The organism is Enterococcus sp. M190262 (genome assembly GCF_005843965.1).
Lineage (GTDB): Bacteria > Bacillota > Bacilli > Lactobacillales > Enterococcaceae > Enterococcus_D > Enterococcus_D gallinarum.
In genome coordinates this window covers 355,464-381,544 of record NZ_CP040461.1, presented here as the reverse complement: position 1 = coordinate 381,544, position 26,081 = coordinate 355,464, and the positions used below count along the sequence as shown (strand labels likewise).

Annotated in this window: 22 protein-coding genes; 19 read left to right on the top strand and 3 right to left on the bottom strand. The window is 39.4% G+C overall.

Annotated features, from left to right (window positions below; all coding sequences use genetic code 11):
- Positions 1–7 precede the first annotated feature (7 nt).
- A complete protein-coding gene (locus FE005_RS01705) occupies positions 8–1,075 on the top strand; it encodes a glycoside hydrolase family 130 protein (protein ID WP_138371208.1) in 1,068 nt (355 codons plus the stop codon).
- Positions 1,072–2,775, top strand: a complete 1,704-nt coding sequence (locus FE005_RS01700) for a phospho-sugar mutase (RefSeq protein ID WP_138371207.1) — start codon at positions 1,072–1,074, stop codon at positions 2,773–2,775. Before FE005_RS01705 ends, FE005_RS01700 begins: the two co-directional genes overlap by 4 nt.
- A 90-nt stretch (positions 2,776–2,865) precedes the next feature.
- On the opposite strand, the gene FE005_RS01695 is transcribed toward FE005_RS01700, so the two are convergent.
- Together FE005_RS01695 and FE005_RS01690 are read right to left on the bottom strand one after the other, a co-directional pair.
- Positions 2,866–4,491: an ABC transporter ATP-binding protein gene (locus FE005_RS01695; RefSeq protein WP_138371206.1), complete on the bottom strand. Its 1,626-nt coding sequence runs from the start codon at positions 4,489–4,491 to the stop codon at positions 2,866–2,868.
- On the bottom strand, positions 4,488–6,476 hold the full coding sequence (locus FE005_RS01690) for a hypothetical protein (protein WP_242386738.1): 1,989 nt from the start codon (positions 6,474–6,476) through the stop codon (positions 4,488–4,490). Before FE005_RS01690 ends, FE005_RS01695 begins: the two co-directional genes overlap by 4 nt.
- Before the next feature lie 699 nt (positions 6,477–7,175).
- On the opposite strand from FE005_RS01690, the gene FE005_RS01685 reads away from it, so the two are divergent.
- The 9 genes from FE005_RS01685 (at position 7,176) to FE005_RS01645 (ending at position 16,675) form a co-directional block, all read left to right on the top strand.
- Complete coding sequence (locus FE005_RS01685) at positions 7,176–8,039, top strand: helix-turn-helix transcriptional regulator (protein ID WP_244323373.1); 864 nt, start codon at positions 7,176–7,178, stop codon at positions 8,037–8,039.
- A 543-nt stretch (positions 8,040–8,582) separates the two neighbouring features.
- On the top strand, positions 8,583–8,948 hold the full coding sequence (locus FE005_RS01680; protein WP_003125490.1) for a RidA family protein: 366 nt from the start codon (positions 8,583–8,585) through the stop codon (positions 8,946–8,948).
- 285 nt (positions 8,949–9,233) lie between these two features.
- Positions 9,234–9,995, top strand: coding sequence for a formate/nitrite transporter family protein (locus FE005_RS01675; protein WP_138372180.1), 762 nt, complete (start codon positions 9,234–9,236; stop codon positions 9,993–9,995).
- Between the two features lie 310 nt (positions 9,996–10,305).
- Complete coding sequence (locus tag FE005_RS01670; RefSeq protein ID WP_138371203.1) at positions 10,306–13,032, top strand: sigma 54-interacting transcriptional regulator; 2,727 nt, start codon at positions 10,306–10,308, stop codon at positions 13,030–13,032.
- 79 nt (positions 13,033–13,111) lie between these two features.
- A complete protein-coding gene (locus FE005_RS01665) occupies positions 13,112–13,552 on the top strand; it encodes a PTS sugar transporter subunit IIA (protein WP_003125495.1) in 441 nt (146 codons plus the stop codon).
- Positions 13,527–14,009, top strand: a complete 483-nt coding sequence (locus tag FE005_RS01660; RefSeq protein WP_060813842.1) for a PTS sugar transporter subunit IIB — start codon at positions 13,527–13,529, stop codon at positions 14,007–14,009. Before FE005_RS01665 ends, FE005_RS01660 begins: the two co-directional genes overlap by 26 nt.
- 18 nt (positions 14,010–14,027) lie before the next feature.
- Complete coding sequence (locus tag FE005_RS01655) at positions 14,028–14,813, top strand: PTS sugar transporter subunit IIC (RefSeq protein WP_003125499.1); 786 nt, start codon at positions 14,028–14,030, stop codon at positions 14,811–14,813.
- The gene (locus FE005_RS01650) at positions 14,806–15,603 is read left to right on the top strand and encodes a PTS system mannose/fructose/sorbose family transporter subunit IID (RefSeq protein WP_138371202.1); all 798 of its coding nucleotides are present in this window, start codon (positions 14,806–14,808) and stop codon (positions 15,601–15,603) included. The genes FE005_RS01655 and FE005_RS01650 overlap by 8 nt, the downstream gene beginning before the upstream one ends.
- A 16-nt stretch (positions 15,604–15,619) precedes the next feature.
- A complete protein-coding gene (locus FE005_RS01645) occupies positions 15,620–16,675 on the top strand; it encodes an SIS domain-containing protein (RefSeq protein ID WP_003125502.1) in 1,056 nt (351 codons plus the stop codon).
- A 344-nt stretch (positions 16,676–17,019) separates the two neighbouring features.
- Here the strand turns inward: FE005_RS01645 and FE005_RS01640 are convergent, their stop codons facing one another.
- The gene (locus tag FE005_RS01640; protein WP_138371201.1) at positions 17,020–17,343 is read right to left on the bottom strand and encodes a MazG nucleotide pyrophosphohydrolase domain-containing protein; all 324 of its coding nucleotides are present in this window, start codon (positions 17,341–17,343) and stop codon (positions 17,020–17,022) included.
- A gap of 70 nt (positions 17,344–17,413) precedes the next feature.
- On the opposite strand from FE005_RS01640, the gene FE005_RS01635 reads away from it, so the two are divergent.
- The 8 genes from FE005_RS01635 (at position 17,414) to FE005_RS01600 (ending at position 25,828) form a co-directional block, all read left to right on the top strand.
- Positions 17,414–17,977, top strand: coding sequence for a TIGR00730 family Rossman fold protein (locus FE005_RS01635; protein ID WP_138371200.1), 564 nt, complete (start codon positions 17,414–17,416; stop codon positions 17,975–17,977).
- 346 nt (positions 17,978–18,323) lie between these two features.
- Positions 18,324–20,246 (top strand): BglG family transcription antiterminator, encoded by a 1,923-nt coding sequence (locus FE005_RS01630; RefSeq protein ID WP_138371199.1) that lies wholly within the window; start codon positions 18,324–18,326, stop codon positions 20,244–20,246.
- Between the two features lie 4 nt (positions 20,247–20,250).
- Complete coding sequence (locus tag FE005_RS01625) at positions 20,251–20,571, top strand: PTS lactose/cellobiose transporter subunit IIA (protein WP_003125506.1); 321 nt, start codon at positions 20,251–20,253, stop codon at positions 20,569–20,571.
- Positions 20,572–20,598: 27 nt separating this feature from the next.
- Positions 20,599–20,937 (top strand): PTS sugar transporter subunit IIB, encoded by a 339-nt coding sequence (locus FE005_RS01620; RefSeq protein ID WP_003125507.1) that lies wholly within the window; start codon positions 20,599–20,601, stop codon positions 20,935–20,937.
- A gap of 15 nt (positions 20,938–20,952) precedes the next feature.
- On the top strand, positions 20,953–22,302 hold the full coding sequence (locus FE005_RS01615; RefSeq protein WP_003125508.1) for a PTS sugar transporter subunit IIC: 1,350 nt from the start codon (positions 20,953–20,955) through the stop codon (positions 22,300–22,302).
- 233 nt (positions 22,303–22,535) lie between these two features.
- A complete protein-coding gene (locus FE005_RS01610) occupies positions 22,536–23,618 on the top strand; it encodes a Xaa-Pro peptidase family protein (protein WP_003125509.1) in 1,083 nt (360 codons plus the stop codon).
- Positions 23,602–24,642: a M42 family metallopeptidase gene (locus FE005_RS01605; RefSeq protein ID WP_113849280.1), complete on the top strand. Its 1,041-nt coding sequence runs from the start codon at positions 23,602–23,604 to the stop codon at positions 24,640–24,642. The genes FE005_RS01610 and FE005_RS01605 overlap by 17 nt, the downstream gene beginning before the upstream one ends.
- On the top strand, positions 24,635–25,828 hold the full coding sequence (locus FE005_RS01600; protein ID WP_138371198.1) for a MalY/PatB family protein: 1,194 nt from the start codon (positions 24,635–24,637) through the stop codon (positions 25,826–25,828). Before FE005_RS01605 ends, FE005_RS01600 begins: the two co-directional genes overlap by 8 nt.
- The last annotated feature ends 253 nt before the right edge of the window (positions 25,829–26,081 follow it).

Here is a 26,081-nt window from a genome sequence, read left to right as displayed (position 1 = left end):
TAAGCAAATGAAAATAGAACGTTTTAATGAAAATCCATTGATCACTCCCGCAGATGTGAAACCATTACACGAAGGGTATGAAGTGATTGGCGCCTTTAATGGTGGAGTAGCAAAATACAACGATGAAGTCTTACTTTTATTACGTGTGGCAGAGCGCCCAATCTCTGACGACCCTAACGTTATTAAAGCGCCTGTATTTGATCCAAGAACACAAACGATGGAAGTATTAACATTCCACCGAGATGATCCGGATTATGATTTTGACGATCCGAGAATGATCCGCAAAAAAGACAAGTTGGATAGTTTTGTCTATCTGACATCTCTTTCTTATATTCGAATTGCCCGCAGTAAAGATGGGCATCATTTTACGATTGATGAGGAGGAATTCTTGTATCCTTTCAATGAATATCAATCATATGGCATCGAAGACGCGCGATGCACACAGATTGGCGATACTTACTATATCAACTTTAGTTCTGTCTCACCAATGGGTGTTTGTGATTCATTAGTAGCTACCAAGGATTTTCAATCCTATCAAGATTTAGGGAATATCTTTGCACCAGAGAACAAAGATGTGCTGATTTTTCCAGAACAAATCAACGGGCGTTATTACGCCTTACACCGTCCTTCTCTGAAAAGTATTGGCAACTATGACATTTGGATTGCTTCTTCGCCAGATTTAGTTAGCTGGGGACAGCACCGGCATTTACTAGGGATTCGTGAAGATTGTTGGGATAGTGGGCGTGTAGGTGGAGGGCTAGTTCCTATTAAAACCGACGAAGGCTGGCTGATTATTTATCATGGTGCGACTCCCGAACATCGCTATTGTATGGGCGCAGCATTAGTAGACTTGCAAGACCCAACAAGAGTCATTGCTAGAAGCCAAAAACCAATCATGGAACCAGAAGCTGATTATGAGAAGAATGGGTTCTTCGGCGATGTCGTCTTTGGCTGTGGTGGTATTCTAGTTGCTGATCAATTGACGATGTATTATGGCGTAGCAGATACTTCAATGGCTGGCTGCACCTTGTCGATTGCAGAGATTCTCAAACAATTAAAAGAGGAAACAAAATGAATTGGCAACGAAAATATCAAGAATGGTTAGATTATCCATCTTTGGAAGCAAACTTGAAAGATCAGCTGCTCGCTCTGTCTGATCCTGCTGTGATAGAAGAACACTTTTATGACTATTTGGCTTTTGGGACAGGGGGGATGCGGGGAGAGCTAGGCGTTGGCATCAACCGAATCAATGACTACACCATTAAGCGGGCAGCGCTTGGATTAGCTCGCTATGTTCAAAAAGCGCATGCTGAACAACAGGGGGTAGTGATTTCTTTTGATAATCGACATGGTTCAAAACAATTTGCGGAATGGACCGCTCGCGTATTAGCCAGTCAGGGGATTAGGGTCTATTTATCTGATCAATTACGTCCGACCCCGCAATTGTCTTTTCTAGTTCGGTATTATAAAGCCTTTGCAGGTGTCATGATCACTGCGAGTCATAATCCTAAGCAATACAATGGATTTAAAGTGTATGCTTCGGACGGCGGTCAAATTACACTAGGAACTGCCGAAGAATTGATGGGAATATTAGCAAGTATTCAAAATGAATTAATGATCGAAGCGGATTTATTGTCAACTTATGTCGAGCAACAGTTGATTGATATTTTTGGGGAAGAAGTAGATGCGTTGTATTTAGATCAATTGATTCAGGTGGCCCAAAATCCTGAAAGGATCCGCCATTTTGGATCACAGCTTTCAATGGTTTATACCCCACTTCACGGTACTGGAAATGTATTGATACAAAAGGCCTTTCAACGCTTGGGATTTACGAATCTTCGGACAGTGAAAGAGCAAGAACTGCCTGATCCTGATTTTACAACTGTCTCTTCTCCTAATCCAGAAGACCAACAGGCGTTTACTCTAGCATTGAAAGAGGCTCAAACACAGCCAACACAGCTAATTCTAGCCACAGATCCAGACGCGGACCGCTTGGGTGCTGTTGTACGTAAGGACGGACAGCCAGTCTTTTTAAATGGCAATCAAATAGGGGTGTTATTGCTTGATTATTTGGTTCGAGTAAAACAAGCAGTAAATTCATTTATCGCAAAAACGATTGTAACATCTGATTTAGGGGCGAAAATTGCCGAAGCTTATGGCATTGAAGTTAGAAACACGTTAACAGGATTTAAATTTATTGGGGAACAAATCCAATTATCAGAAGAAACAAAAGATAAAACGTTTCTTTTCGGCTATGAAGAAAGTTTTGGGTACCTGGTAGCCCCATTTGTCAGGGATAAGGATGCGATTCAAGCAGCTGTATTATTGGCTGAGACCGCACTGGACTGTTTCCTTTCCGGAATTGATTTAGTTGATCGCTTGAATGAAATCTATGACCGTTATGGTTATTACGAAGAACAATTAGAAACAAAAGTTTTTCCCGGTAAAGATGGACTGTCGCAGATGAGTCAGCAGTTAGATCGTTTAAGATCACTGTCATTTTCTCATTTGGGGGATTTTGTCTTAATGGCCAAAGAAGATTTCCTGACTTCTGAACGGTGGATGGCCGGTCAATCAATCGAAAAAATTACATTACCATCATCCAATGTTCTAAAATATATATTTACCGATGGTTCGTGGGTCTGTCTGAGACCTTCAGGTACAGAACCAAAGTTTAAAATTTATTATTCTGTCAATGCGTCAAATCAACCATCCGCTACACAGAAGATGCAGCAGTTGCGAACAGCTTTTCATCAGCTATTAAAATCTGAATAAAAGACTTCCAAAAAAGTGTCCTCCAAAAATTGGGAGGCACTTTTTTTCAGAAGATTTATATTTAATGATGAGAAATTTTTGCTCCACGGTTCATGAACCACTAGCGTTCGCCATTGCAATCAGTTGATTTTCCGATGCTAAAGGGGCGCTGATAGAAATAATTTGATCAAATTTATGAATGTTTTCTTCCAGTGGATGATGACTGACCATCACAACCGTCAACTCGTTGTCTTCCAAAAGGAGATTCTCAATGAGCAACGTATTCTTTTTATCTAATGAAGAGGTTCCTTCATCAAAGAGGATGACTGATTTTTTTTGAATAAAGGCTCTGGCTAAACCAATGCGCTGTTTTTGTCCACCGGAAAGATTGGTACCGTTATTTTCAACTACTTTGTCAATATCATCTACAAAATCTGCCGCGGCTTTATTCAATGCTTCGGCTATTTCTGTGCTTGCGTAGTTGTTCCAAAGAGCGACATTTTCTTTATAAGAAGTGTTGAACAAATAATTGTCTTGGTCGATATATTGAATAAAAGAGTGGCTATCCACATCTATCAACTGATGACCATCCACCTTTATTTCGCCTGAATAGCCTTCCAAATCACCAATCAAGATTTTTAATAAAGTACTTTTTCCGCTGCCACTATCACCCGTGAGGAGATATTTTCCCCCTTTTTTTATGTCTAAATTGAAATTTTCTAGGATCGGGAGATTTGCGTCATAGCCGAAAGATAAATTTTCGATTCGTATACAATCAGTGAATTCGTTGTAGGTTTTTTTCGTGGCGCGAACGATTGGCTTATCAACAAAAAATGTTTCTATGACGGGCTCTATGGATCTTAGTTCCATGGCCGATTGACCTACCAACGATACAGAGTTAAAGATGTTTGCTGCTAAATTGCCACTGGAACTAATAGCTCCAATCGTCGTTTGTCCGATAATTGCCAGAAAGCCTGTCACAATATCTACGACTACTTGACTCAATAAACTAGAAAAAGCAATGAGGTTCATAATCTTGTGATTTGTTTTTGCAATGGCAACCTTATTCTCAGAAAGGTCTTGAGAGTATTCGGTAATCTTTTTTGGAATTTCTGCCAGCCTATTATTGTAACGGAAAACGTTGTAACCTTTTAAGATATTGGCAATCCTTTTTGTATAAGAGGAATTACTAGTAGATAACTTTTGTCCAAGCGCCACAAGAACTGTCCCGAATTTATTAGGGATATAAAGGATCAATCCCGTTAAACCAAGGACCAAAACGACCAGCCAAAGGTTAAAAAGGGCCAATGCAACAATTGAGAACAAAATCAACCATCCGTTAGAAAAAAGACGATATAAACTCATCACGCCCTGCGTTTCGATTTGTGTGATATCATTTGTCAGCTTCGACACATAGCCATCAGCCGTGATTTTATTGAAGTCTGCTAATGGGACTGTCTTGATAGAGTCAGCTTCACGTTTTCGCAATGAAAGACTGATTTTTTGTAGTTCTTTCTCCTGATAAACTGAAAATAAATAGTTTGAGCAGACATAAATCAGCCAAAGAATGAGAATCACTAGGTCCCAAAAAAGAAATTGGCTGATATTTCTGGCAAAGATAGCATTAGTGGCAAAAGCCAGTAGATAACTTGGCAGAACGCGTAAAAAGGATAAGAGGCCTGACAGCAACAGCATTTTAAGAATATTGCTTTTATAATGTTTATAGAGTGTTTTCACTGATGATCCTCCAATCTCTGTCGGATACAATCCACTAAGAATAAGACGCCGATTTCCCCTGTGAGAAATCTCGCTTCTATTCTTGAATTGGTGCAGTCCGGGTATCGATTCTTTCCTTTGAAATTGACCTTGTAGGATAGTAGATTCGTTAATAGAGAGTTGTAATCGTTTCTTTTGAGATTATTTGTCAGAACTTTCAAATAGGCGATACCACTAATACCGTATCCAAAGCTGACATTTGAAGAAACCAGTGGCAGTTCTTTTATTTGCTCAAAGGTTTCATTTTTCATGGCTTCTGTCCCTAATCCACTTCGCAAAACATACCATTTTGCCAGTAGCATACCGGCTTTACCATTTGCCAAATAAGGTGATTTATTCGCATTTCTTTTACTGATTTGCGGGAAATGTGTCTTGCCAAATTTTTCTGTATAGTTCAGCCAATCAGTAAGACTCTGGAGTATTCTTTCCTCACGAAAAAAACGATAAGCTTCCACCAATGAGCAGACGATCATTGCTGCACCATCAAGAAGCCCTTCTCCCTCAACCCCATCAATTTCTGAAATAAAGCTGCCATCTTGATTCTGAGAACCGATTAATTTTTGTGTCCAGAGGTGAATCATTGGTTTCAATCGATTGATCGTTTGTGCTGGACTCATAACCAAAACAAGAATAATCAAGTGAGCATAATCAGCCAGACCGGTTTTATTTACATGTCCTATTTTTTCAAAAGAGAAATCTACGTTATTTGTAAAAGTTATTTTTTGATTGTCCATTAAATAACTGAGATATGCCAAAATGAATAGTTCTTTTTCGTTTGCTAAGTCTGTTAAATCAACCGAACTGCTTTTTGATTCGATCAAATGAACTGCATTCTTATCCACGTTGGAAAGAGCATCAGCTAATAGATTTTCTTTTATTTCGTTATACGCTAATGAGACGGCTTCAAGTGGGTGGGTGCACATAAGATGGAGCTGGATTTCAAGGTTCGTCGAATTAGGTCTCAATAGTAAATTGCTGATCAGTGAATAATAACGAGGGTCTAGCTGATAATGACAAGCAAAAAGATAAAATGTCTCCAGTGCTGCTTGCTGATCCAATTGCGCCAGTTGGTTTGTTCCGATGAAAAGGTTAATAATCAGGAGCCCTAAGGAAACATAATCTCGCTTCATTCTGTCGATGGAATGATCCCCATTATCAAAACCAGGAGTCTTTACGATGTAATCGTATTGTTCAAAAGCAAAGCTTCCACCTTCAAAATCTATGATTACTGGCTGTCCGTCTCGTAACATAATATTAGTATTGGAAATGTCATGAATCGTGATTCCAAATTTATGAATCGCTACTATCATTCTCATTAACTCGATGATTATCTTTTGAGCATCCTGGCGATAGCTGCCAGTAAGATCGTCGAAATACACTTCTTCAACTACTCGATCTGAGAACTCAGAGAGGGTGGGTCCTTCAATAAATTCGACTACCGTAAAATAATGCTCCCACTCGTAAAAACTGTCATAAACCTTTGGGCAATACTGCGGAAAAAGGTTAAAGAAGGCTATTTCTTTCTTGCGCATGTCAATACAATCACCTGATGAAGAGGATTCGATATAGGGGCGCGCTTCTTTAATAATCACCTTTCGATTGCCGATAGTATCCGTTCCTAAATATACACCGCCGGTATTGGAGTAATGAACAGCTGTTTCTACTTTGTATCTATTATTCAGTAATGCAGATGGGTTCTCTTGTTGTGAACTATCATGAAAAGGATCTTGTACAAAAGGCGGCTGAGAATAATAAGGCAACCGTTTGTCTTCGATAATAGAGCCATCGGGACAAATTAATTGCGTTCTTTCTGTCTCTGATTCATTTTCGTCCGCTCGACAACGTCCATACCTGTAGTAGAGGACTTTACAATCTTTATATCTCTTGTCTGAAAGAATGTAAGGACCCTGAAAATCATTTAATCGGGTATATAACTTTTCGCACATCACAACAAACTTCTCTAAAGTTGAGGGATAGATTGTGATGAACTTTCCTGAATAGGCTCTAGGGGTACTTTTAGAAAGGTTGTTTGTAAACTGATCAAGATTCTTCAAAAATTTCATATCTACATCATTTTCGATGCAGCATGAGATACATTCGCTCAGTATCAAAAAATAATTAGTATAAGTAGCAGAAACATGAATTTTCCATCCTTGCTTGGGAACGTTCTGGTTAATGTTTAAATAAGTAAATGCTTGATCTGTATATGTATTTTTTAGATCAGGATAGATGAAGTGGAATGTATTGATGAAATCCATTGATTCCCTCTTTTCTTGACGTATTGATTCATTTTTTTTGAAAAACTGGCTTTATTCCCCTTTTGCTCGACAAGGATCAAACCTAAGCAAGGGGGACTTTGACATCTCTTTGTATTTAATTAAAAAAGAATAGAATGACCAAGGGGGGAGTATTCTATTCTTTTTTAATCGCATTTATTTTGTTGCTGGTACTTTTAGTGAGATTTGACATTTAAACGTAAAGATTGAATTTGGAGAAACGGCAGAATCTTCTTTAAATGCTTGTAAGCTTAGTACTGTATTCATCTGAACACCACCTTTCCACTTGTTACCGTTACTATATCATCGGTAAATGTTCCCCTGTTTTTAAAAATGTATAGTATACTATACGTGAAAAGGAGTGGTCAGATGAAGGCGTATGGCCCATTGATCAGAAAAATCAGAATGTCGAAACACTACACTCAAAAAGAAGTTTATTCAGGTGTAGCTTCCCGCAGCTTTTATGCGAAATTTGAAGCAGGAGAGTATGCGATCGAAGCATTTAAATTCAAGCGTATCTTAGAAAATATGAATATGAGTGAACCAGAATTTTTCTTCCTTTATGATAAGGAGAATCCTGCAACTAAACGAATCACGATTAGAGACGTCATTGCTATTTACTATGACTTCAATCTGCATTCTGTCGATAAGTTATTAGTGATCTATAGGGACAATAAAACGTCAGAGATAAGCTCAGATCGGTTGATCAGCTCTGCAGCATATGCTTTGGCTTGGTCACTAAAACCGACCATCGATCACTGGCCTTTAGTGACTTTAAGAGAATATTTCACACGTCTTGAGAGTTTTTCAATGATGGAACTGGAATTGTTCATTACAACTTTTTTTATCTTTTTTGATGAGGAAGAACGAATTGAGCCATTACTCTCAAAAGCGATTGCTGCCGCAATCACTTGGTGGTCGCTTTACCCAGAGTTGATTGATCGACTAATCGGCGCATTGTATGTCAATATGATTCAATTCTTGATTACAAATAATGAGTTAGAGAAGGCATCACTCTTAGATAAAAAATTGACGGAATCGTTTACTGATTCAACCTTCTCTCTGACCACGCAACTCTACTTTACTTTTTTCAAAGCTTTTTTAGCAGAAGATCGCGCAGAAGTAACGAATATCTTAAGCTTGCTCAGAAAGAATGATCGACAAACTTATACCATTCTTAGTAAGATCATCCAGTCGACAGCTTTTAGAAAAATTCTCGATATATCTTCGTAAGCAGGCTGCTTAAAGGAGGGGCTAGTGAGCAAAAAGACATTGTCCGCTACCTAACTGTTTTCGTTTCTGACTCGGGGAGTAGCGGCTGCCGGTCTGTTTCCACTCGTGCTAGTTGATTGAAGGATCAACTGGCTTTTTTTGTTTGCCTTGCTGAAGTAATCATTGGTGGGAGTAAAAGTCTGAGACGGAACGCTGCTTTTCCAGCGCCTGGTTGGAGATTATTTTCTAAAAGGATCAAAGCGATTAGCGAAAAGAGCTATCGAACGAGCAGCAATATGGACCACGTGTGTTCGAATCGCTGTTTTGATTCACTGTTGAAGATAAGGGAACAAGACGCAACCTTTCTTTTTTAACACCAAACATGTCGCCTCATTTTCTAAGTGGTAGGCGATAATTAAAGGTGCAGAAAAAGCAGAGGAGGCATTGAGAGGTGTTGAGTATCTCGTTGGAATAAAGCAGAACAATTTTATGTATTTTAGTAAGAAACCAGAGGCTGTTTTTTCAGACAAAAATTCAAATAGATTATTTCAGGAGGCGAGTTAGATGAAGCGCTATGACATTAACCGAGATTGGGCAAATTCAGGAGTGATTGAGGCTGGGAATTTAGTCTTTGTTGGCTATTGTGTCGGAAATATCGGACAATCGGTCGAACAACAAATAATCGGTGCTTTCGATCACTTGGAAGAACGGTTGAAACTAGCGGGACTTACGTTAGCAGACGTGGTCCAAATGGACGCTCTTTTCAAAGATATCTTTGATATTCCGATAATGGAAAAAATCATCAAAGAAAAATTTAATGGACAATACCCTGTCAGAAAGTCTATTCAGACTTCTTTTGCGCACCGTGGTGAGGTAGGCATCTTGTTTCAAGTGGATGCCATCGCATTTAAAGGAAAGGACTTTAAATAATAAAAGAGCTGAATTAGTCATTCAATTCTAAGATATTCAACTCAAGAAGGGGATTTGCTTCTAGAGTGCTTTCCCAGATCAAAAACAAACGGATTCCTCGGTAAACAACGCACGTTGATTTAACCGGGGATTTTTTAATAGAATCTGATGAAAATTTCGTGAATTTTTTTACAATAACAATGCAAAATCAAAAACGATGGTGTTATAATCGTTGATGGAAATGTGAAGGAAATCACTATTGTTTTTTATCAGAAAATCTATTGGAAAAGTAGGGATCAAAGAGTTATGCACACACCAGAAGAAATTATGGACATTAGTATTCATCTAGGCACCAAAAAAGTACAAAAACCGATCATTGCGAAACTTATTTTAGGATTCATCGGAGGGGCTATGATCTCTCTTGGCTATTTAGCCTATGTTAGAGTCTCTGCCTCTATTCCAGAATCACTTTCAAGTCTCACCAGTCTAGTTGGAGCAGCGGTTTTTCCAATCGGATTGATTGTCATCCTGCTTGGGGGCGGTGAATTAATTACAGGGAATATGATGGCGGTAGCGATTGCTTTTATGGATAAGAAAGTCACGTTTCTGCAACTAGTGAAAAACTGGCTGATCATTACCTTAGCTAATATGGTCGGTGCGATTTTTGTGGCGTATTTTTTTGGTCACTTTGTTGGATTGACAAGTTCAGGAGTTTATTTAGACCAAATCATTCACCTTGCTGATCACAAAATAGCTGCGTCTTGGTTACAAGCAATTGTTTCTGGTATCGGCTGTAACTGGTTTGTCGGTTTAGCATTATGGTTGTCTTATGGTGCGAAAGATGCGGCTGGGAAAGTATTGACGATATGGTTTCCAGTCATGATTTTTGTTGCCATCGGGTTTCAGCATAGTGTGGCAAATTGTTTTGTCATTCCAGCAGCGATCTTCGAAGGCCACGGCACATGGTTGGAATTCTTTGCGAATTTTATTCCTGTCTATATTGGGAATATCATCGGAGGTGCGCTATTTGTATCCGGCTTTTACTATGCCAGCTACAAACATCATTAAGAAGTTTTCGAATAACAACACAATCCTATTCGTTCGTTGATAATGAGCTTTTTATATGGAAACTTGGTTCATTGTAAAATAAAATTACTAAAGAACATCGAAGCGCGTTTTGAGCAGCTTCGATGTTTTTTTTGTGACAAAGTTGTTTAGTAATAAAAACAGAAAGTATGAGGCATTGGACAGGCCATGAAATAACAAATAAATGAAAGCGATTCCCTGTGAAGTTTAATTTCGTCTTTAAAAGAAATTTTTCCGTGGTATACTCTTTTTTAACATTTGTTATTTCGAGGGCAAAGAAAGAGGTGTAGAAATGAATGTTGAAGTAGAAGTGACTACATGGAGCCGAGAATTAGCGAATCGTGCTACTAAAGAAGCGGTTGAATCGGGACTGTTTACAACAGCCGATATTGAAGCTCAACTCTCCTTTAGTCGAACACAAGCGAGTCGATTGGCCAATCGTTTTGTTGATCAAGGCATTTTTTTTAAAATCAATACACGGCCCGTCTTGTTTGGCAATCGAGGGGGTTATCAAGAAAAGTTCGCTATCGAAGTATCTGAAGTCCTGAATTCAGTAAAAGAGTTAAGCGACAAAATCGAGAAAGTACCTATCAATCGTGTATTTGAAAAAGTGATCGGTTACGATAAAAGTTTGGCTGAACCCATTGAACAATTGAAGACAGCTGTATTTTATCCAAATAATGGTCTCCCTGTTATGGTAATGGGGGATACAGGCATCGGAAAAAGTTATTTCGTGCAAATCATGTATGAATATATGGTCAAAGCAGAAGTTCTATCAGAAACAGCCCCATTTAAAGTATTAAATTGTGCACAATATTATAATAATCCAGAGCTCTTGTCAGGATTATTGTTTGGTTACTCCAAAGGAGCCTTCACTGGTGCCTACGAAAAGAAGCGCGGGTTATTAGAAGATGCGAACGGTGGTCTACTATTTCTAGATGAAGTCCATCGGTTGAATGCGGAAGGACAGGAGAAACTTTTTACTTTCATAGATAAAGGGACCTTTTCTCGGATCGGTGAATCAACCGAGCGAAAAGCAACTGTCCGATTGGCCTTCGCGACAACTGAGAAAACCACCGCTTTTTTACAGACGTTTTTGCGTCGAATTCCTATTACTATCTATTTACCTAATCTGAGTGAACGCAGTATTTTAGAAAAAAAAGAAATTATCGAGAAGCTCTTTCAAGTTGAAAGCAAACGGCTTGAAAAGAAAATAGTGGTCAGCTCTCAGGTAATGAATATTTTTCTTCATACCATTTATTCAGGAAACATTGGTGAAATTGAAAATGCCATTAAGTATGTTTGCGGCAGTGCGATTTCTCAAAATGTTACTTCAGATGAAGTCCATGTTTCCATCAAGGATCTGCCCGCACAAATGTATACGCTTCCTCGAAATAAAATCGTTAGCCAGTTTTCTGAGTCAACTAATTACGTTTTCGACGGGGAAAAACAATCTCTCTCCGAAAATGATGGCCGGCAAGACCTTTATGCGTTTATTCATCGATTAAATCAAATTTATTCGTTGAGAAAAAATGATGAGGATGCGGAGATGCGTACGTTGATCGATCAACAAGTGGTTGGCTTTATGGATCGGTTAGTCTTTACGGATTCAAAGCAAAAACCAGTTGCTTTGGAAGAGTTTGTGCATCAAACGATGCAAGAATTATTTCGGGAAATCGAATATCAGGCGTTCTTTCATTATGATGGAAGCTTCGTTCTATTTGTGTCTCACTACATTTACAAGTATATTTTGAGAACGTCTTTCGTTTCTCAGCCTTCTGAATTTTTGCTGGAAGCCTACATTGAGCAGCATTATGGGAAAGAACGGCAAACGCTAAAGAAAATTTTTCCTGAAATTGAGCGACGTTTAGATATTCAGTTCGATTCATTAGACATTAATCTCTTCTCATTATTCTTTTCGACACTACGTTATACAAGAAAGAGCAAAGACATTGATGGATTGATCATTGCTCATGGTTTCGCAACCGCTAGCAGTATCGCCAATGTGTGTAATCGCATGCTAGGAGAGTCAATATTTACCAGCTTTGATATGCCAATCGAGGCCTCCATTCATGACATCTCTACAAAGGTAGAAGAGTATGTACGAGAAAACGGAACAGTCAAAGGACTGGTAATCCTAATTGATATGGGGTCGTTGAATATGATCTATGATTTATTGAAAAAGACCGTAGCAGTTCCAATTTTGTGTATGGATCAGCTAGGGACTTTGATGGCACTAGAGATTGGCAATATGATGCTTCAAGGCACTCCTTTAACCGAGATTGCGGAACGGATGAAGGAATCGATCACACCGAACATTCAACTGTTCGAACCGGAAAAGGCTCAAAAAAAAGCGATAATCACCACTTGCTTTACTGGGATAGGTACAGCGATTCAGATTCAAAAAATGTTGTCGGAATGTTTGGAAGGATTGCTTGAAGTAGCGTTTTTCCCTATGGAATATAGTGAATTGGTTACCAACGGGATACCCGCTAGTATTTCTCAACACTATAATTTATTAGGCATTATTGGAACCGACGATCCTCTGATTCCAGAGGCCGAGTTTGTTTATTTAGAAACCATTATCTCTGGTGGGAACGCGCAAAAAATGTCAGAGATCTTTGGAGTTGATTTGGATGAAAATGGCATGAAGATTGTGAATGATCGGATGGTAAAAAATTTTTCCCTCATTCGAGTCCTCGATTCGTTAACTATTTTAGATACTCAAAAAATCATGTCGATCATAGAAGAATTAATTGTCACACTGGAAGAACGATTAGCACTGAAGTTGACGAATCCACGAAAAATCGGTCTTTATGTTCATATCTCCTGCATGGTAGAGCGTTTGATACGGCAAGTAGAAATTACCGAATTTGCAGATCTTGAACAATTTGTATTTACTCATCAACGTGAAATCAGAGTGATCAAAGATGCGGTCAGTGTGCTGGAAACAATCTATAGTGTGCAGATTCCATTGCCAGAAATTTGCTATATCCATAATATCCTTTTTCTTGACTGATAGATGAGGACTTTTCGAAGCGTGTCACTAGTTGGCACGCTTTTTGCATTATAAAAAAGTGTAGTGAGGAGGAAAAGAGATGAAATATTTAGTAGCAACCCACGGCACATTTTCTAAAGGGATTATTGATAGTTTGAAATTGATTGCTGGTGAAGATATCGAGATCGATTGTTTTTCAATGACCAAAGAAAAATCGAGTGATGATGCGGAAGCAGAGATGACTGCTTACTTAGAGCAGAATCAAGATCAGACGTTGATCGTCCTAACAGATGTCTTTGGGGGAAGTGTGGCAAATCTATTTACCAATCATTTATTAAACGGATATGAATTCCAGTTAATCACCGGTGTCAATTTACCTATGTTACTTTCTCTCATACTCTCAGAGGAAACAGCTGAGCTATCTGTTGAGGATTGGGTACTTAGGGGAATAGAAGAAGGGAAGAAAGGAATTTTACACATTAATCAACTAATCAAACAGCAAGGAGGACAAAACAATGACGATATCTTTAGTGAGGATTGATGATCGGTTGATCCACGGCCAAGTAGCTTTTGGCTGGACGACGGCCTTAGGGATCAATACGATTTTAGTGGTAAATGACGATGCCAAAAATGATCAAATGAAATCTATGGCTTTAAATTTGGCGAAACCTTCCAATGTTGTTCTATACATTCGAGGAGTAGCGGAATCCGGAGAAATCGTTCAAAAATTTGCATCATCAAAAAAGAGTAATGTCTTAGTTTTAGTTAAGACGACCGAGGACGCTCGCCGATTGGTCGAAGCTTCAGGTGGGGTAATTACCACATTAAATGTTGGGGGCTTGCGTTATGGCGAGGGGAAAAAGAAATTAACGGATCTAGTGGCAGTGGACGAAAAGGATATCGCTAACTTAAAAACGATTAAGGATGCCGGTGTCCAAGTAGAATTTCGGATGCTGCCTAGAGATAAAAAGAAATTGTTGACGGACTTTGACATTTAGAAGAAGGAGGGTTACACGATGGTTGCTCAAGCAATAATGTTAGGGTTAATTGCTGGAATCGGTATCTTGGATGGCAGAATATTTGGTCAGATGATGTTTGATCGTCCGCTTGTTACCGGTTTATTGGTGGGGTTGGTTTTAGGCGATGTAAAGAATGGAATTATCATTGGGGCGCAACTTGAATTGATCTGGATGGGGATCGCCGGTATTGGGGCTTCTACACCGCCAGATGTGGTGACAGGAGGGATTTTAGGAACAGCATTTGCGATTTTGTCTAATAGCGGTGTTGAAGTAGCTTTAGCATTAGCTGTGCCGATCGCAGTTTTAGCGCAATCTTTAGGCGTATTGGTTCGGATCATCAATGCTTATTTTACCCACAAAGCAGATAGCTATGCGAAAGAAGCAAATTACAAAGGATTAGCCTTTTGTATGTGGATTCCAGTTGGTTTGTTCTTTTTAAGTACATTTCTACCAACCTTCTTAGCTATTTTATTAGGTGCGGATAAGGTAACGGGAATGATCGAAGCTGTTCCAAATGTCATATTAGACGGGTTATCTGTAGCTGGAAATCTGCTTCCTGCCATCGGATTTGCTTTGTTGCTGGACATGCTTTTTTCAAAGAAAATGGCGCCCTTCTTTTTCTTGGGCTTTTTAGCAGCTGCCTACGGAGGACTAAATATTACTGCGATTGCTTTAATCGGTGCTTGTATCGCAGTGATCTTGCACTTCTATATTGAACAGAAGAAAGAGTCTATCCCCAGTGTCCCAGATAACTTGACGGAAGGAGAGATCGATTTTGAATAAGATTGAGAAGAAGCAGCTAAAAAGTGTATTCTGGCGGTCCTTTGCTCTTCAAGGTGCGTTTAACTACGAACGGATGCAAAATGTCGGTTACATGTATTCCATGCTGCCAGTCATCAAAAAGCTCTATAGAAATAAAGAGGATCAAGCAGCAGCAATCACACGCCACTTGGAAATTTTCAACACGACACCAGCGGTAGTACCAACGATTATGGGGATCAGTGCAGCGATGGAAGAAGAAAATGCGAACAATCCGGCTTTTGATGTCCAATCAATCAACGCTGTCAAAGCATCACTGATGGGGCCTTTAGCTGGGATCGGTGATTCAATCTTCTGGGGAACTGTTCGGATCATTGCTGCCGGTATTGGTGTATCGATCGCAAAAGATGGCAATCTTTTTGGTCCATTGCTGTTTTTAGTTTTGTATAATTTGCCAAATATATTGGTTCGGATCTTTGGATTGAAACTGGGGTATCAAGTAGGAGTCAATTCGTTGGACCGTATCCAAAAAGAAGGCTTGATGGATAAAATTATGGCAGTAGCAACGATCGTTGGATTATGTGTTGTTGGAGGTATGGTGGCGACGATGCTGAATATCACGACTCCATTAAAGTGGAATATCAGCGGAGCAGAAATCGTGGTTCAAGATATACTGGATCAGATATTACCAAAGATGCTGCCGCTAGCCTTCACCTTTGGCATTTATAAGCTGCTAAAAAAAGCGAGCATTACTAAGATTACGATCGGCATTATTATTTTTGGGATCGCTGTTCATTTGATTGGCATTCTATAATATTGGAGGAGAAAAAATGGCATCAATTCAAGAGTATTTACAAGAGACACCAAGTAAATTGTTAGAAATTATCGAAAAAGGAGACCGTCTTTTTTCAAGTATCAAAAAAGAAAAAATCACTCGGATTTTTTTGACAGGGTCTGGAACGAGCTATCATTCCGCGTTGCAAATGGCTCCGCAAATGCAAAAACTATTACAACTTGAAGTAAGAGCGGTCTATCCTTTCACGATCACTGAAGAGACTTTTCTGAGTGATAATGAACAGACATTAGTTGTCGGAATCTCTCAAGGAGGTAGCTCTTTTTCCACCTACAACGCTATGAAACTAGCGAAAAGCAAAGGTTGTATCACTGCTTCCATGGCAGGAGAAGAACAAGCATTTATTGATGAAATGGCTGATTTTGTTCTGACTGTCCATTGTGGACCTGAGAAAGCAGGGGCAAAAACAAAGGGCTTTTATTGTACAAAACTGAATCTATTATTACTTGCTCTCTATCTGGGACTTGAGCAAGGAACGATTTCTGAAGAGACATTTGAACAACAGATCCAAGGGGTGAAAACTGCTGCTGGACAGTTCCAAGCTGTTTATGAGACTTCATTAAAATGGATTTCTGCAAATCAGGAACGATTAGTCACTGCAAAAGAAATCCGTGTGACTGGTCCGGCAGCTATTTATGGAGATGTTTTAGAAAGTGCCCTGAAGTTGTTAGAGACGATGCGTTGTCCGGTGAGTGGATATGAATTTGAAGAGTTTATTCATGGCATCTATAATGCGATCAATGAAGATTCGATGGTCTTTATTTTAGACAACGGCGATGAGCCAAGGTCTGAGAAAATGAAAGAAGTTTTGTCCGAATGGTCGGATACTATTTTTCTGATTACGACTTATGAGTCAGACGCAGCAGATCTGGTCTTACCTGTGACCACCGATCCAGAGTTTATGACGTTCAATTTCATTGTCTTATTGCAATTGATCTGTGGAGAAATTCCTCATTTGCGAGGTGTCGATCCTTCCACACCAAAAGATCCGCAATTTCATATGAAATTAGGCAGCAAAAAATTCAATCGTTGATCTGTAATAATGATTTATAATACGGGACTATGACATAAGTCATCATCCAACAAGTTAAACCGAATAATAGTCTGTTGCTAGGATAGATTCCTCTGACTTTTGCGACGAGGAGTCCCTGCACCGCAGGAGCAATAATCATTAATGTTCGGCTAGTGTTACTTGTAGGAGACTTATGGCACAGTCCCTTTTTTTTGCTTCAAGTAGACTAGAAAATCTGACAATATTTTTCCCTTAGCTAACTCGTTGACAATGACAGGTGATCAACTGGGCGCACAACTTAGGATAACGCAAGATAACGCGTAGGAAAAGAAATATAAGTGATAGTTAGCAGCTAGCTAGCTAGGCTATCCTTCCTCTTTAAATCGCTCTTCCAGTTTTGCTTTATGATGACTCATAATGTCTTCGAGAGCAATATCGTATTTATCTGCGAGAATCAATACGTTGTCAAAGACATCGCCAAGTTCTTCCATCAAATTCTCTCGATAGTAGGCTTGATCTTTTGCAGACTCATCAGGTCGATCTCGCCCAATTTCAACGCCGCGAATGGCCCGGGATAGTTCTCCTACTTCTTCCGTAAGAAATCCAACACGAATAAAAGGATCATATTGATACCAGTTCCGTTTTTTATAAAAGTCGATCACCCATGAGTTGTATTCATTGATTTTCATATTGAGCCCTCCTTATTTCTCGACTATAATAACATGAAGTGCAATCAGATCGAAAGGGGATCATTTGAGAATGAATGTCGCAGTCTATTGTGGAGCAAGTATCGGAAGTTCAGAAGAATACAAGCAAATCACCAAAGAATTAGGTAGATGGCTAGGTGAAAATCAGTATAACCTTGTCTATGGAGGCGGTAATGCGGGATTGATGGGGATAATTGCCGAAACCGCTATTGAAGAAAATTGTGAAGTAACAGGCATCATACCAGAATTCTTGGTGGCACGAGAATTAGCAAAAGAGAATCTTACGTCACTGATCGTTGTCTCGAATATGCATGAAAGAAAACAAAAAATGATCGAGCTGGCTGACTTATATGTGGCATTGCCAGGAGGACCGGGAACCATTGAGGAAATTACAGAAGTCATCTCTTGGGGCAGGATCGGGCAACATGCCAACCCATGTGTGCTGATCAATTTCAACGGCTTTTTTGATCCATTGAAACAACAATACCAGGCAATGGTAACAGAAGGGTTCTTGACCCAAGAAGACTTCGACAAAATTCTTTTCGCCGAATCACTTGCCGAAATCAACACATTTATCACTGATTTTGTGCCTCCTGCGATTAGGGTGTATAAATAGAAGTATACTTGATCAAAAATAGAAGAATCAATTCGATCAATAATGGTTCTGTATTGAACAAGCCAACAGCTTTGTAACGAGGCTTTTGGCTTGTTTTTGTATATTAGTTATCTTTTTTAGAATGCGAATGGAGTAGTTGAATGAGGCTAACAGCTGAAATGATGCAGGATCAGCAGTGTTCAGAAAAATATCGATCGATCCCGGTTATGTAAACCGAATCGTTTGCTCGTAGAAGGAAGTGGTTATTCTTTTGAATCAGATTATTCTTGCATCATTTATCGGAAAAAGTTGCCATTTTAAGTAAAGGGCTTACATTGTATAGTTTTTGTGAAGGCGGGAGGAAATTATGCGACAAGAAAAAATTGTTGAATACTTATATGCAAAGAAGCAAGCAATTGCTCCCAAGGCATTGGCCGCTGAATTTCAGATTTCTGAGCGGACCTTGGCTAATGATATCAAGTGGTTAAGAGATATCGGACGAACAGAAGGATTTTCAATAGAGCGGATTCGTTCGGCAGGCTATCAACTGGAAATTTCTGATAAAAAAAAGTTTCTAAGATTTTTATCTCATGCAAAACGTCAAGAAAAGATCGATAACGGGAACCCGAAAGAACGAATTAAGAATATCGAACTTCTCCTGCTGTTTCATGAAGAATACATTACGATGCAGCAGATTTCAGAATGGTTAGAGGTAAGTCTTTCAACAGTTAAAGCAGATATCAAACAAGTCGAATTGTTTTGCAAGGACTACGGATTAACTTTATTCAGCAAAGCACATTATGGTTTGAAGATTGTCGGGACTGAAGAGAAGAAAAGACAAGCAATTCTTTATTTGATTCGCAACATTATCCATACACCCGTCCTGACGGAACGATATAAAGCTTTTCACTTCGTCTTTGATGAAGAGGCGCTACGTTCCTGTTTATCAGAAAAGTTGCAACAGCATCAACTTAAAGCGAGCGATATTGTTTTTGAGAATATCATACAGCATATTCGATTGCTTGTTTTTCGAATCACACAAAATAACACTTTAACGAATGACGAACGAACCGTAAGGACAGCAACCGATAAGTATGACCTTTTAACAGAAGATTTGGTCTCCTATTTGGAAACGGCTTATCCCATTACTTTTTCTACTATGGAAAAAAATTATTTGCATGAGCAACTGAGAGGAAAATTTTCGGTCCTTGATGATCGAACCAGTAATCAGCAATTGAAACAAGCAATTGAAAAAACACTAGAGCTTGTCGATTTACGTTACCATACACAGTTTAGAACAGATCAAGAATTAGGTAATGCCCTGTTGATGCATGTCGCTCCATTACTTCAAAGACTGTATACCGGACATCAACTAGATAATCCGATCATTGATGACATTTATACGCAATATGCCAATGTATTCAACGTTGCGATGGTGTTCATCAGTGAATTAAACAAGGACTTGGACGCAGATATCAGCAAAGATGAGATAGGCTACGTTGCTATCTATTTCGCAGCTAGTCTTGAGAAGCAGGCGAATCAGTTAATCGATGATTATAAAAAAATAGCTGTCATTTGTTCTACGGGTGGCGGTGCTTCTTATTTATTGAAAGTTAATTTAGAGCGGCTTTTCAGCAATGCTGAAGTCACCACATTTGCTTTGAACGAAGTTGATCAGATTGATAAAAGTTTTGACTTACTGATTTCCACTGTTCCTCTGGATCAGGAACAGTTTGCTATCCCTATCATCTACACAAAAACGATTTTAAATCGGGCAGAAATCAATAAAATCGAAAAAGATTTAAGCCTATTGCGGGAATCGGAAAATAAAGTATTTGATGTACACCAGTTTATTCTCAGTTTATTTGATCCTCAGTGGTTTCAAATTGATACGGAATCAGAAGATTATTTGCAACTACTAGAAAGCGAAGCGGCTCGTTTAGAAGATGGGTGGGCCGAGCAGGGATTTAAGCACAGTGTTCTTGAGAGAGAAAAAATGATCGATACCATCTATCAAAATGGTATCGCAGGACCCCATCCTATGGAGCAGGCAGCGATCAGGGAAGTCATCGATGTCATTTTGTTAAGAAAATCAATTTGGTACAGTAAAAAAGAAATCAAGGTTATTTTCTTGATCAATATCAAGAAAGATCATTTAAATCTGCATAAAGAAATCAGTCGATTGATGATCAAAATGATGGAAGACCAAGCGTTAGACAATCAACTAGCCAAAATCACGAATTTTCAAGACTTTAAGTCTTATATACAAAGTTTAATGAAAGAAGGATGAAACAATGAACGAAAAAGAAGTTGATATTTTTAAAATCATCTCTGCAGCAGGAGATTCGCGAGGAGCAGCTTTTGAAGCGCTAAGATTCGCCCGTAAAGGGGATTTTGAACAGGCAGAAGCAAAAATGAAAGAAGCCAAAGAAAGGAGTATTGATGCCCATGATGTCCAGACAAAGTTGATTACCGGTGAACTGAATGGCGAGAAAACAGAAACTAGTCTATTAATGGTTCATGCGCAGGATCATTTAATGACAAGCTTATTGGCACGCGATTTGATTGAAGAAATGATTGGTATGTTAAAGGAAAAAAGCGAAGAAAATAAGTAATCAAAAAAAAAGTAGGAGGAAAGAAACATGAAAATATTGCTTGTTTGTGCAGGAGGCTTCTCAACGACAATGATGATGGAGTCAATGAAAAAAGTTGTCAAAGAATCAAAAAGCTTAGATGAAAAAGACTATCCAATGGAGGCAATCGGTGTCGACAAATTGGAACGCTATATCAATGACTATGATGTCATCTTAGTTGGGCCACAATTGAGTCACAAATATGATTTCATTAAAGGGGAAGCAGATAAAGTGAACAAACCAACTGTTTTATTAACGTCGGATATCTATGGGTCCATGGATGGGGCTACGGTAATGAAACAAGCGTTGGTTGCATATCGTAAGAATGAAGCATTGAAAACTCAATAATTAGGAGTGAAAAAAATGGAAAGTCCAAAAAAACAGGGTGCTTTTGAAAAAGTAGAAGCATTTATTCGTAAAACATTGGTGCCGGTTGCTAATAAAGTTGATAGTAATGCTTACTTGACTGCGATCAAAAAAGGAATGGTCGTAATGACACCAGTGCTATTATTAGGGTCTGTTGCAGCAATTTTTCCGTCTATTCCTGAGTTCATTACTACACAGGGAGTTGCAAATTGGTTTGAAAGCTACGGTTATATTTTTGGGATTATTTCAAAAGTTTCATTAGGGTTAGTTGGTTTGTATGCAGTTCTAGCAATTTCGTATTTCTTAAGTGAACACTATAAGCTTTATACAGTGGGATCAATGATGTTGTCAGCAATTGCCTTTTTGATTGTAGCAATGGATGTGGATGACAACGGCAATATCGTCGCCAGCTATCTTGATTCTAAGGGCTTATTTACTGCAATTTTCATAGCGATTATTTCGGTCAAACTCTACCAATTCTTCACGAAGCACAAGTTGGTGATCAAAATGCCAGAGGGGGTTCCGGATTTTGTTTCCAGTTCTTTCGAATTGATCACGCCCACTGCGGCTATCGGGGTTCTGTTTATTGTGATCCGTGCGGTTACCGATAGTTTATCTGGGGGTGTTCTTTTACCGCAAGTCATCATGGATATTTTAGCACCGGCTATTGGCAGTCTAGATTCGCTATGGGTGATTTATCTAGTATTAGTTTTACGGTTGGTTTTCTGGTTTTTTGGTATCCATTCAGCGGTTCTTTCCCCGATTCTTTCACCAATCGCAGTGCAATATTTGTCCGAGAACATTGCAGCGCACGAAGCGGGAGAACCATTACGCCATGTCATTACGAATGGTACCTTATCGGCCTTTGCCAACTTTACCGGTTCTGGTGTGACGATTGGCTTAGTTTTAGCAATGATCATCAGTAAGTCACAACGATACAAAAAAGTAGGGGCAGTTGCTTTACTCCCTTCCATGTTTGGTATCAATGAACCTGTGTTGTTCGGTGTGCCGATCATCTTGAATCCAGTTTTGATGATTCCATTTATCTTTGGTGGGGCATTAGTAGGAATGTTCCCAATGATTTGTATGAAACTAGGTTTACTGAACTACCCGATTTTTGATCCGCCTTATGTGCCAATATTTATGGAAGGGTTTCTCACAGGATTCGATTGGCGAGCAGTCATCATTCAAGTGATTCAAGTCGCTTTATCTTTTGGCTTATATTTGCCATTCTTCAAAGTATTGGAGAAACAAGAATTCGAGCGGGAAGCATTATTAGAAGCAGAAAAAGGCAACTCAGTCATCTCAGATGAAGATGAACAATACTTAACAGATATTGATTTCTAGCCAAAGGGGCTGGGGCATAAGTTAGAACAAGTAGCGGATAAACAATAGTGTGGGGAATCTTGTCTGGTAAATTGGGGTACTAGTCCTCTTGCAAAAGAAACCATTCTATCGGTCATCACTTATCTTGTGAACTTGTGCCCCGTTTTTACTATTCTGAGTATATTGTTTACCCTTGAGACGAGAATCAACTATTAAAGATGATTCAGGTTAGAAAAGGAATGAGGGGAAAATAGATGAGGATCGATGCATTAAGAGCAAAACTAGCGGAAAAAAAATTATCCGGACTTGTAGTCACAGATAAAACGAATCGTCGCTATCTTTGCGGATTTACGGGGTCAAACGGCTTACTACTAGTTACTGAAAATAAATTAACTTTGTTTGTGGACGGTCGTTATACAGAACAAGCGTCTCAACAAACAACTGGTGTGGAAATTTGTGAGATCCCGATTGGAAGTCATTTGATCGAAGTAATGCGACCATTTATTGCAGGAATGAAGGTAGGTTTTGAGGCGGAAACCATTTCCTATCAGACTTTTACTGAGCTTCACTTTTTAATGAAGGAGGCCAATGGTCAGCTAATCACCACCAAAAACATGGTGGAAAGTTTAAGAATGATCAAATCATCTAAAGAAATTTGTGCCCTCAGACAGGCGGCGCAGATTGCCGATCAAACATTAGAACGGATCATGCCAATGATTCGAGTAGGGATGACAGAACTAGACTTAGCGAATGAACTCGATTATCGTAGCAAGAAATTAGGTAGCGAAGGCCCGGCTTTTGAAACAATCGTCGCTTCTGGAGAGCGTACCGCGTTGCCTCATGCCCATGCTAGTCAGAAAAAACTTGAAGCGAATGAGCTGATCATGATTGACTTTGGAACGATCTACGACGGGTATTATTCGGATATCACACGGACGATAGGCTTTGGCGAAGTAAAACCCGAGATCCGAGAAACTTATGAGATCCTATTGGCAGCTCAAAAATCAGCTGTTCAAAAGGTTTCTTTCAATAAAACGTTAGGAGAGATTGATCAAGTTGCAAGACAAGCACTGAGGAAAGAGGGACTTGAGGATCATTTTAGTCATAATTTGGGACATGGCATTGGTCTTTCTTGTCATGAATATCCGGCCGTAGCACCCAAAAATGAGTTGTCAATTCAAGCCAATATGACGTTCACAATTGAGCCAGGAGTCTATTTCCCGAAAGAAAAATTCGGTATTCGCATCGAGGACGATATATTAGTAAATGATCTGGGGAATGCTGAACTTTTGACGAAATTCAGTAAGGAGTGGATAACTATTGATTGCAACCGATAAATTATTAATGCGTCTTTCTAATTTAGATGCACTGCCTGGTCAAGAGTCACAAGTGCAAGAGGTGCTGATGACGATCATTGATTCGAATGGCGTCAAAGATTCCTTTGGAAACCTCTATTTTGGAGATTTGACAACAAAAAAGAAAAAAATCGCACTCTATGCCCATATGGATGAAGTCGGTTTTTTTGTCCACCGTATCACAGAGGAAGGCTTTGTCTACTTCTATCCGATTGGTGGATGGTGGGGGCATGTCATTTTGGGGCAGCAAGTGCGAGCAACTTGTCGTAAAAACGGCTCTATCATAGAAGGTGTGGTGGGAACACTACCAAAATCAACGCATGCAATGTCGGAAGTAGTACCAATCAGTGAGATGTATATAGATTTTGGGGCCAAATCAAAACTTGAATTGGAAGCTGCTGGTTTGCAGATTGGTGATATGATTTTGCCAAATACTCAAGCCAAGAAAAGTTTTAATCAGCAGAAGATTATTGGTAAAGCATTGGACAATCGTGTTGCCTGTACGATCATGGCTCAGATCAAAAATCAGATTAAAACGCAACATGTCGAAATCATTGGTGTGGGGACTGTTCAAGAAGAGGCTGGGACACGAGGATCGAAAGTTGCCGCGCAGCAAGTAGATGCCGATATCAATATCGTTATTGATGTAGCCAATGGGAAAGATACGCCAAAAGCTGCGGACTATCCTAATCGTATTCAAGGCAAAGGTCCAGGTCTTGTTCTGGCCGATAAAACCGCATTAGGAAATATAAAGCTGTTGGATTACTGCAAGGAAGTTGCTGAAAGCAATCAAATTCCTTGGCAATATGATTTGTTAGCCGGAGGTGGAACGGATGCTGGTTCGGTTCAGTTAGAGGCCGGTAAACCAACCCTAGTCTTTTGCGTGCCGGTTCGCTATTGCCATTCGTGGCATTCCATCGTGGACATCAATGACGTTGAAGCGACGATCGAGTTGATTTCTGCGGTTATTCGTTCCTTGGATGAAGGAGGGATCGATCTTGAGTAACTTTAAAGAACAGCGCTCTCGCTACGGCACGTATTCGACCCAGTGGGATTATGTCCAAGATCGTTTCGGAGAAAAAGGGCTATTGCCCTTCTCAATCTCAGATATGGATTTTATGATCCCTGATGGAACCAAAGAAGTATTGGCTAAAGCTGTGACTAGAGGTTTTTTCGGTTATACACGTTGGAACCATCTTGATTATAAGCAGAGCATCAGCCATTGGTTTTTGCAGGAATTTGATTGTAAGATTGATCCAAACTGGTGTGTCTACTCGCCAAGTGTCATTTATAGCTTATCTCTTTGCGTCCAACTATTAAGTCGAAAAGGAGACAAAGTAGTAACCTTTACTCCATGCTATGATGCTTTTTATCATTGTATCGCCGGTAACGAACGGGAGTTGATCCCATTTTCCTTAACCAATGATGGGGAACGGTTTACGGTTGATTTTGATGCTTTAGCCAACGTATTTGCTATCGAAAAACCAGCAATTTTCCTGCTATGCAATCCGCACAATCCAACTGGCCGAGTGTTCACTGATCAAGAACTATCCAACTTGGTTTCGCTATGCCAAATGCATAACGTCGCTATCTTGAGTGATGAGATCCATATGGATGTCCGGCGCCCAGGAGAAAAACATCGACCTATCTTAGAATTTATTGATTCGATAGAGGTGCCTGCAGTTTTGCTATCCTCCGCATCAAAGACGTTCAACACGCCAGGACTGGGTGGCTCTTATGCTATCTTTTTGGATGAAAAATTACGAGAAAGATTTTTGACGATATTGAAAGCAAGAGATGGTCTATCGTCGATTCCATATCCTGCACTACTAGCGACAATGGACTGTTATCGGAATCAAAAGAAATGGGCCGTTGAACTCAATCAAACAATCGACGAGAACTTTTTCGAAGCAAAGAAGATACTGTCTGCTGATCCGCGAATTCATTTCACTATTCCAGAAGCAACCTACTTAGGCTGGATCAACATAAAAGATTTACCTTATAGTATGGATGAATTGCAAAGTGTTCTGGTAAAACAAGAAAGAATCGCGATCATGAATGGTGAGGTTTATGGACCAGAAGGTAAGACTTACCTGCGGTTTAATCTAGGTGCACCAAAAGAGAAAATCATTGCTGGGTTGGAAGGTCTCATGCATGCCATTGACTCTTTGGATCAGAAACATTTGAATTAGTCAGAGCGTCATAGGATACTTGTGAATGAAAATTTACTGATCAAAAAAACGGAAATCATTAAAGGCTCAAAAACTTTTTTATCAAAGTTTTTGAGCCTTTTTGTCGAAGCGTGTTCTTTTAACTTTCATTCCAACCCTTTAGAATTTCTAAAGATAAAAAACAACCCGCAAAAAAGATGATACCTCTCTAGTTATTTATTTTAGCAGAAAGGGATTACGAGTATCGTTGATAGAACAAGGTTGCTGAATGTTC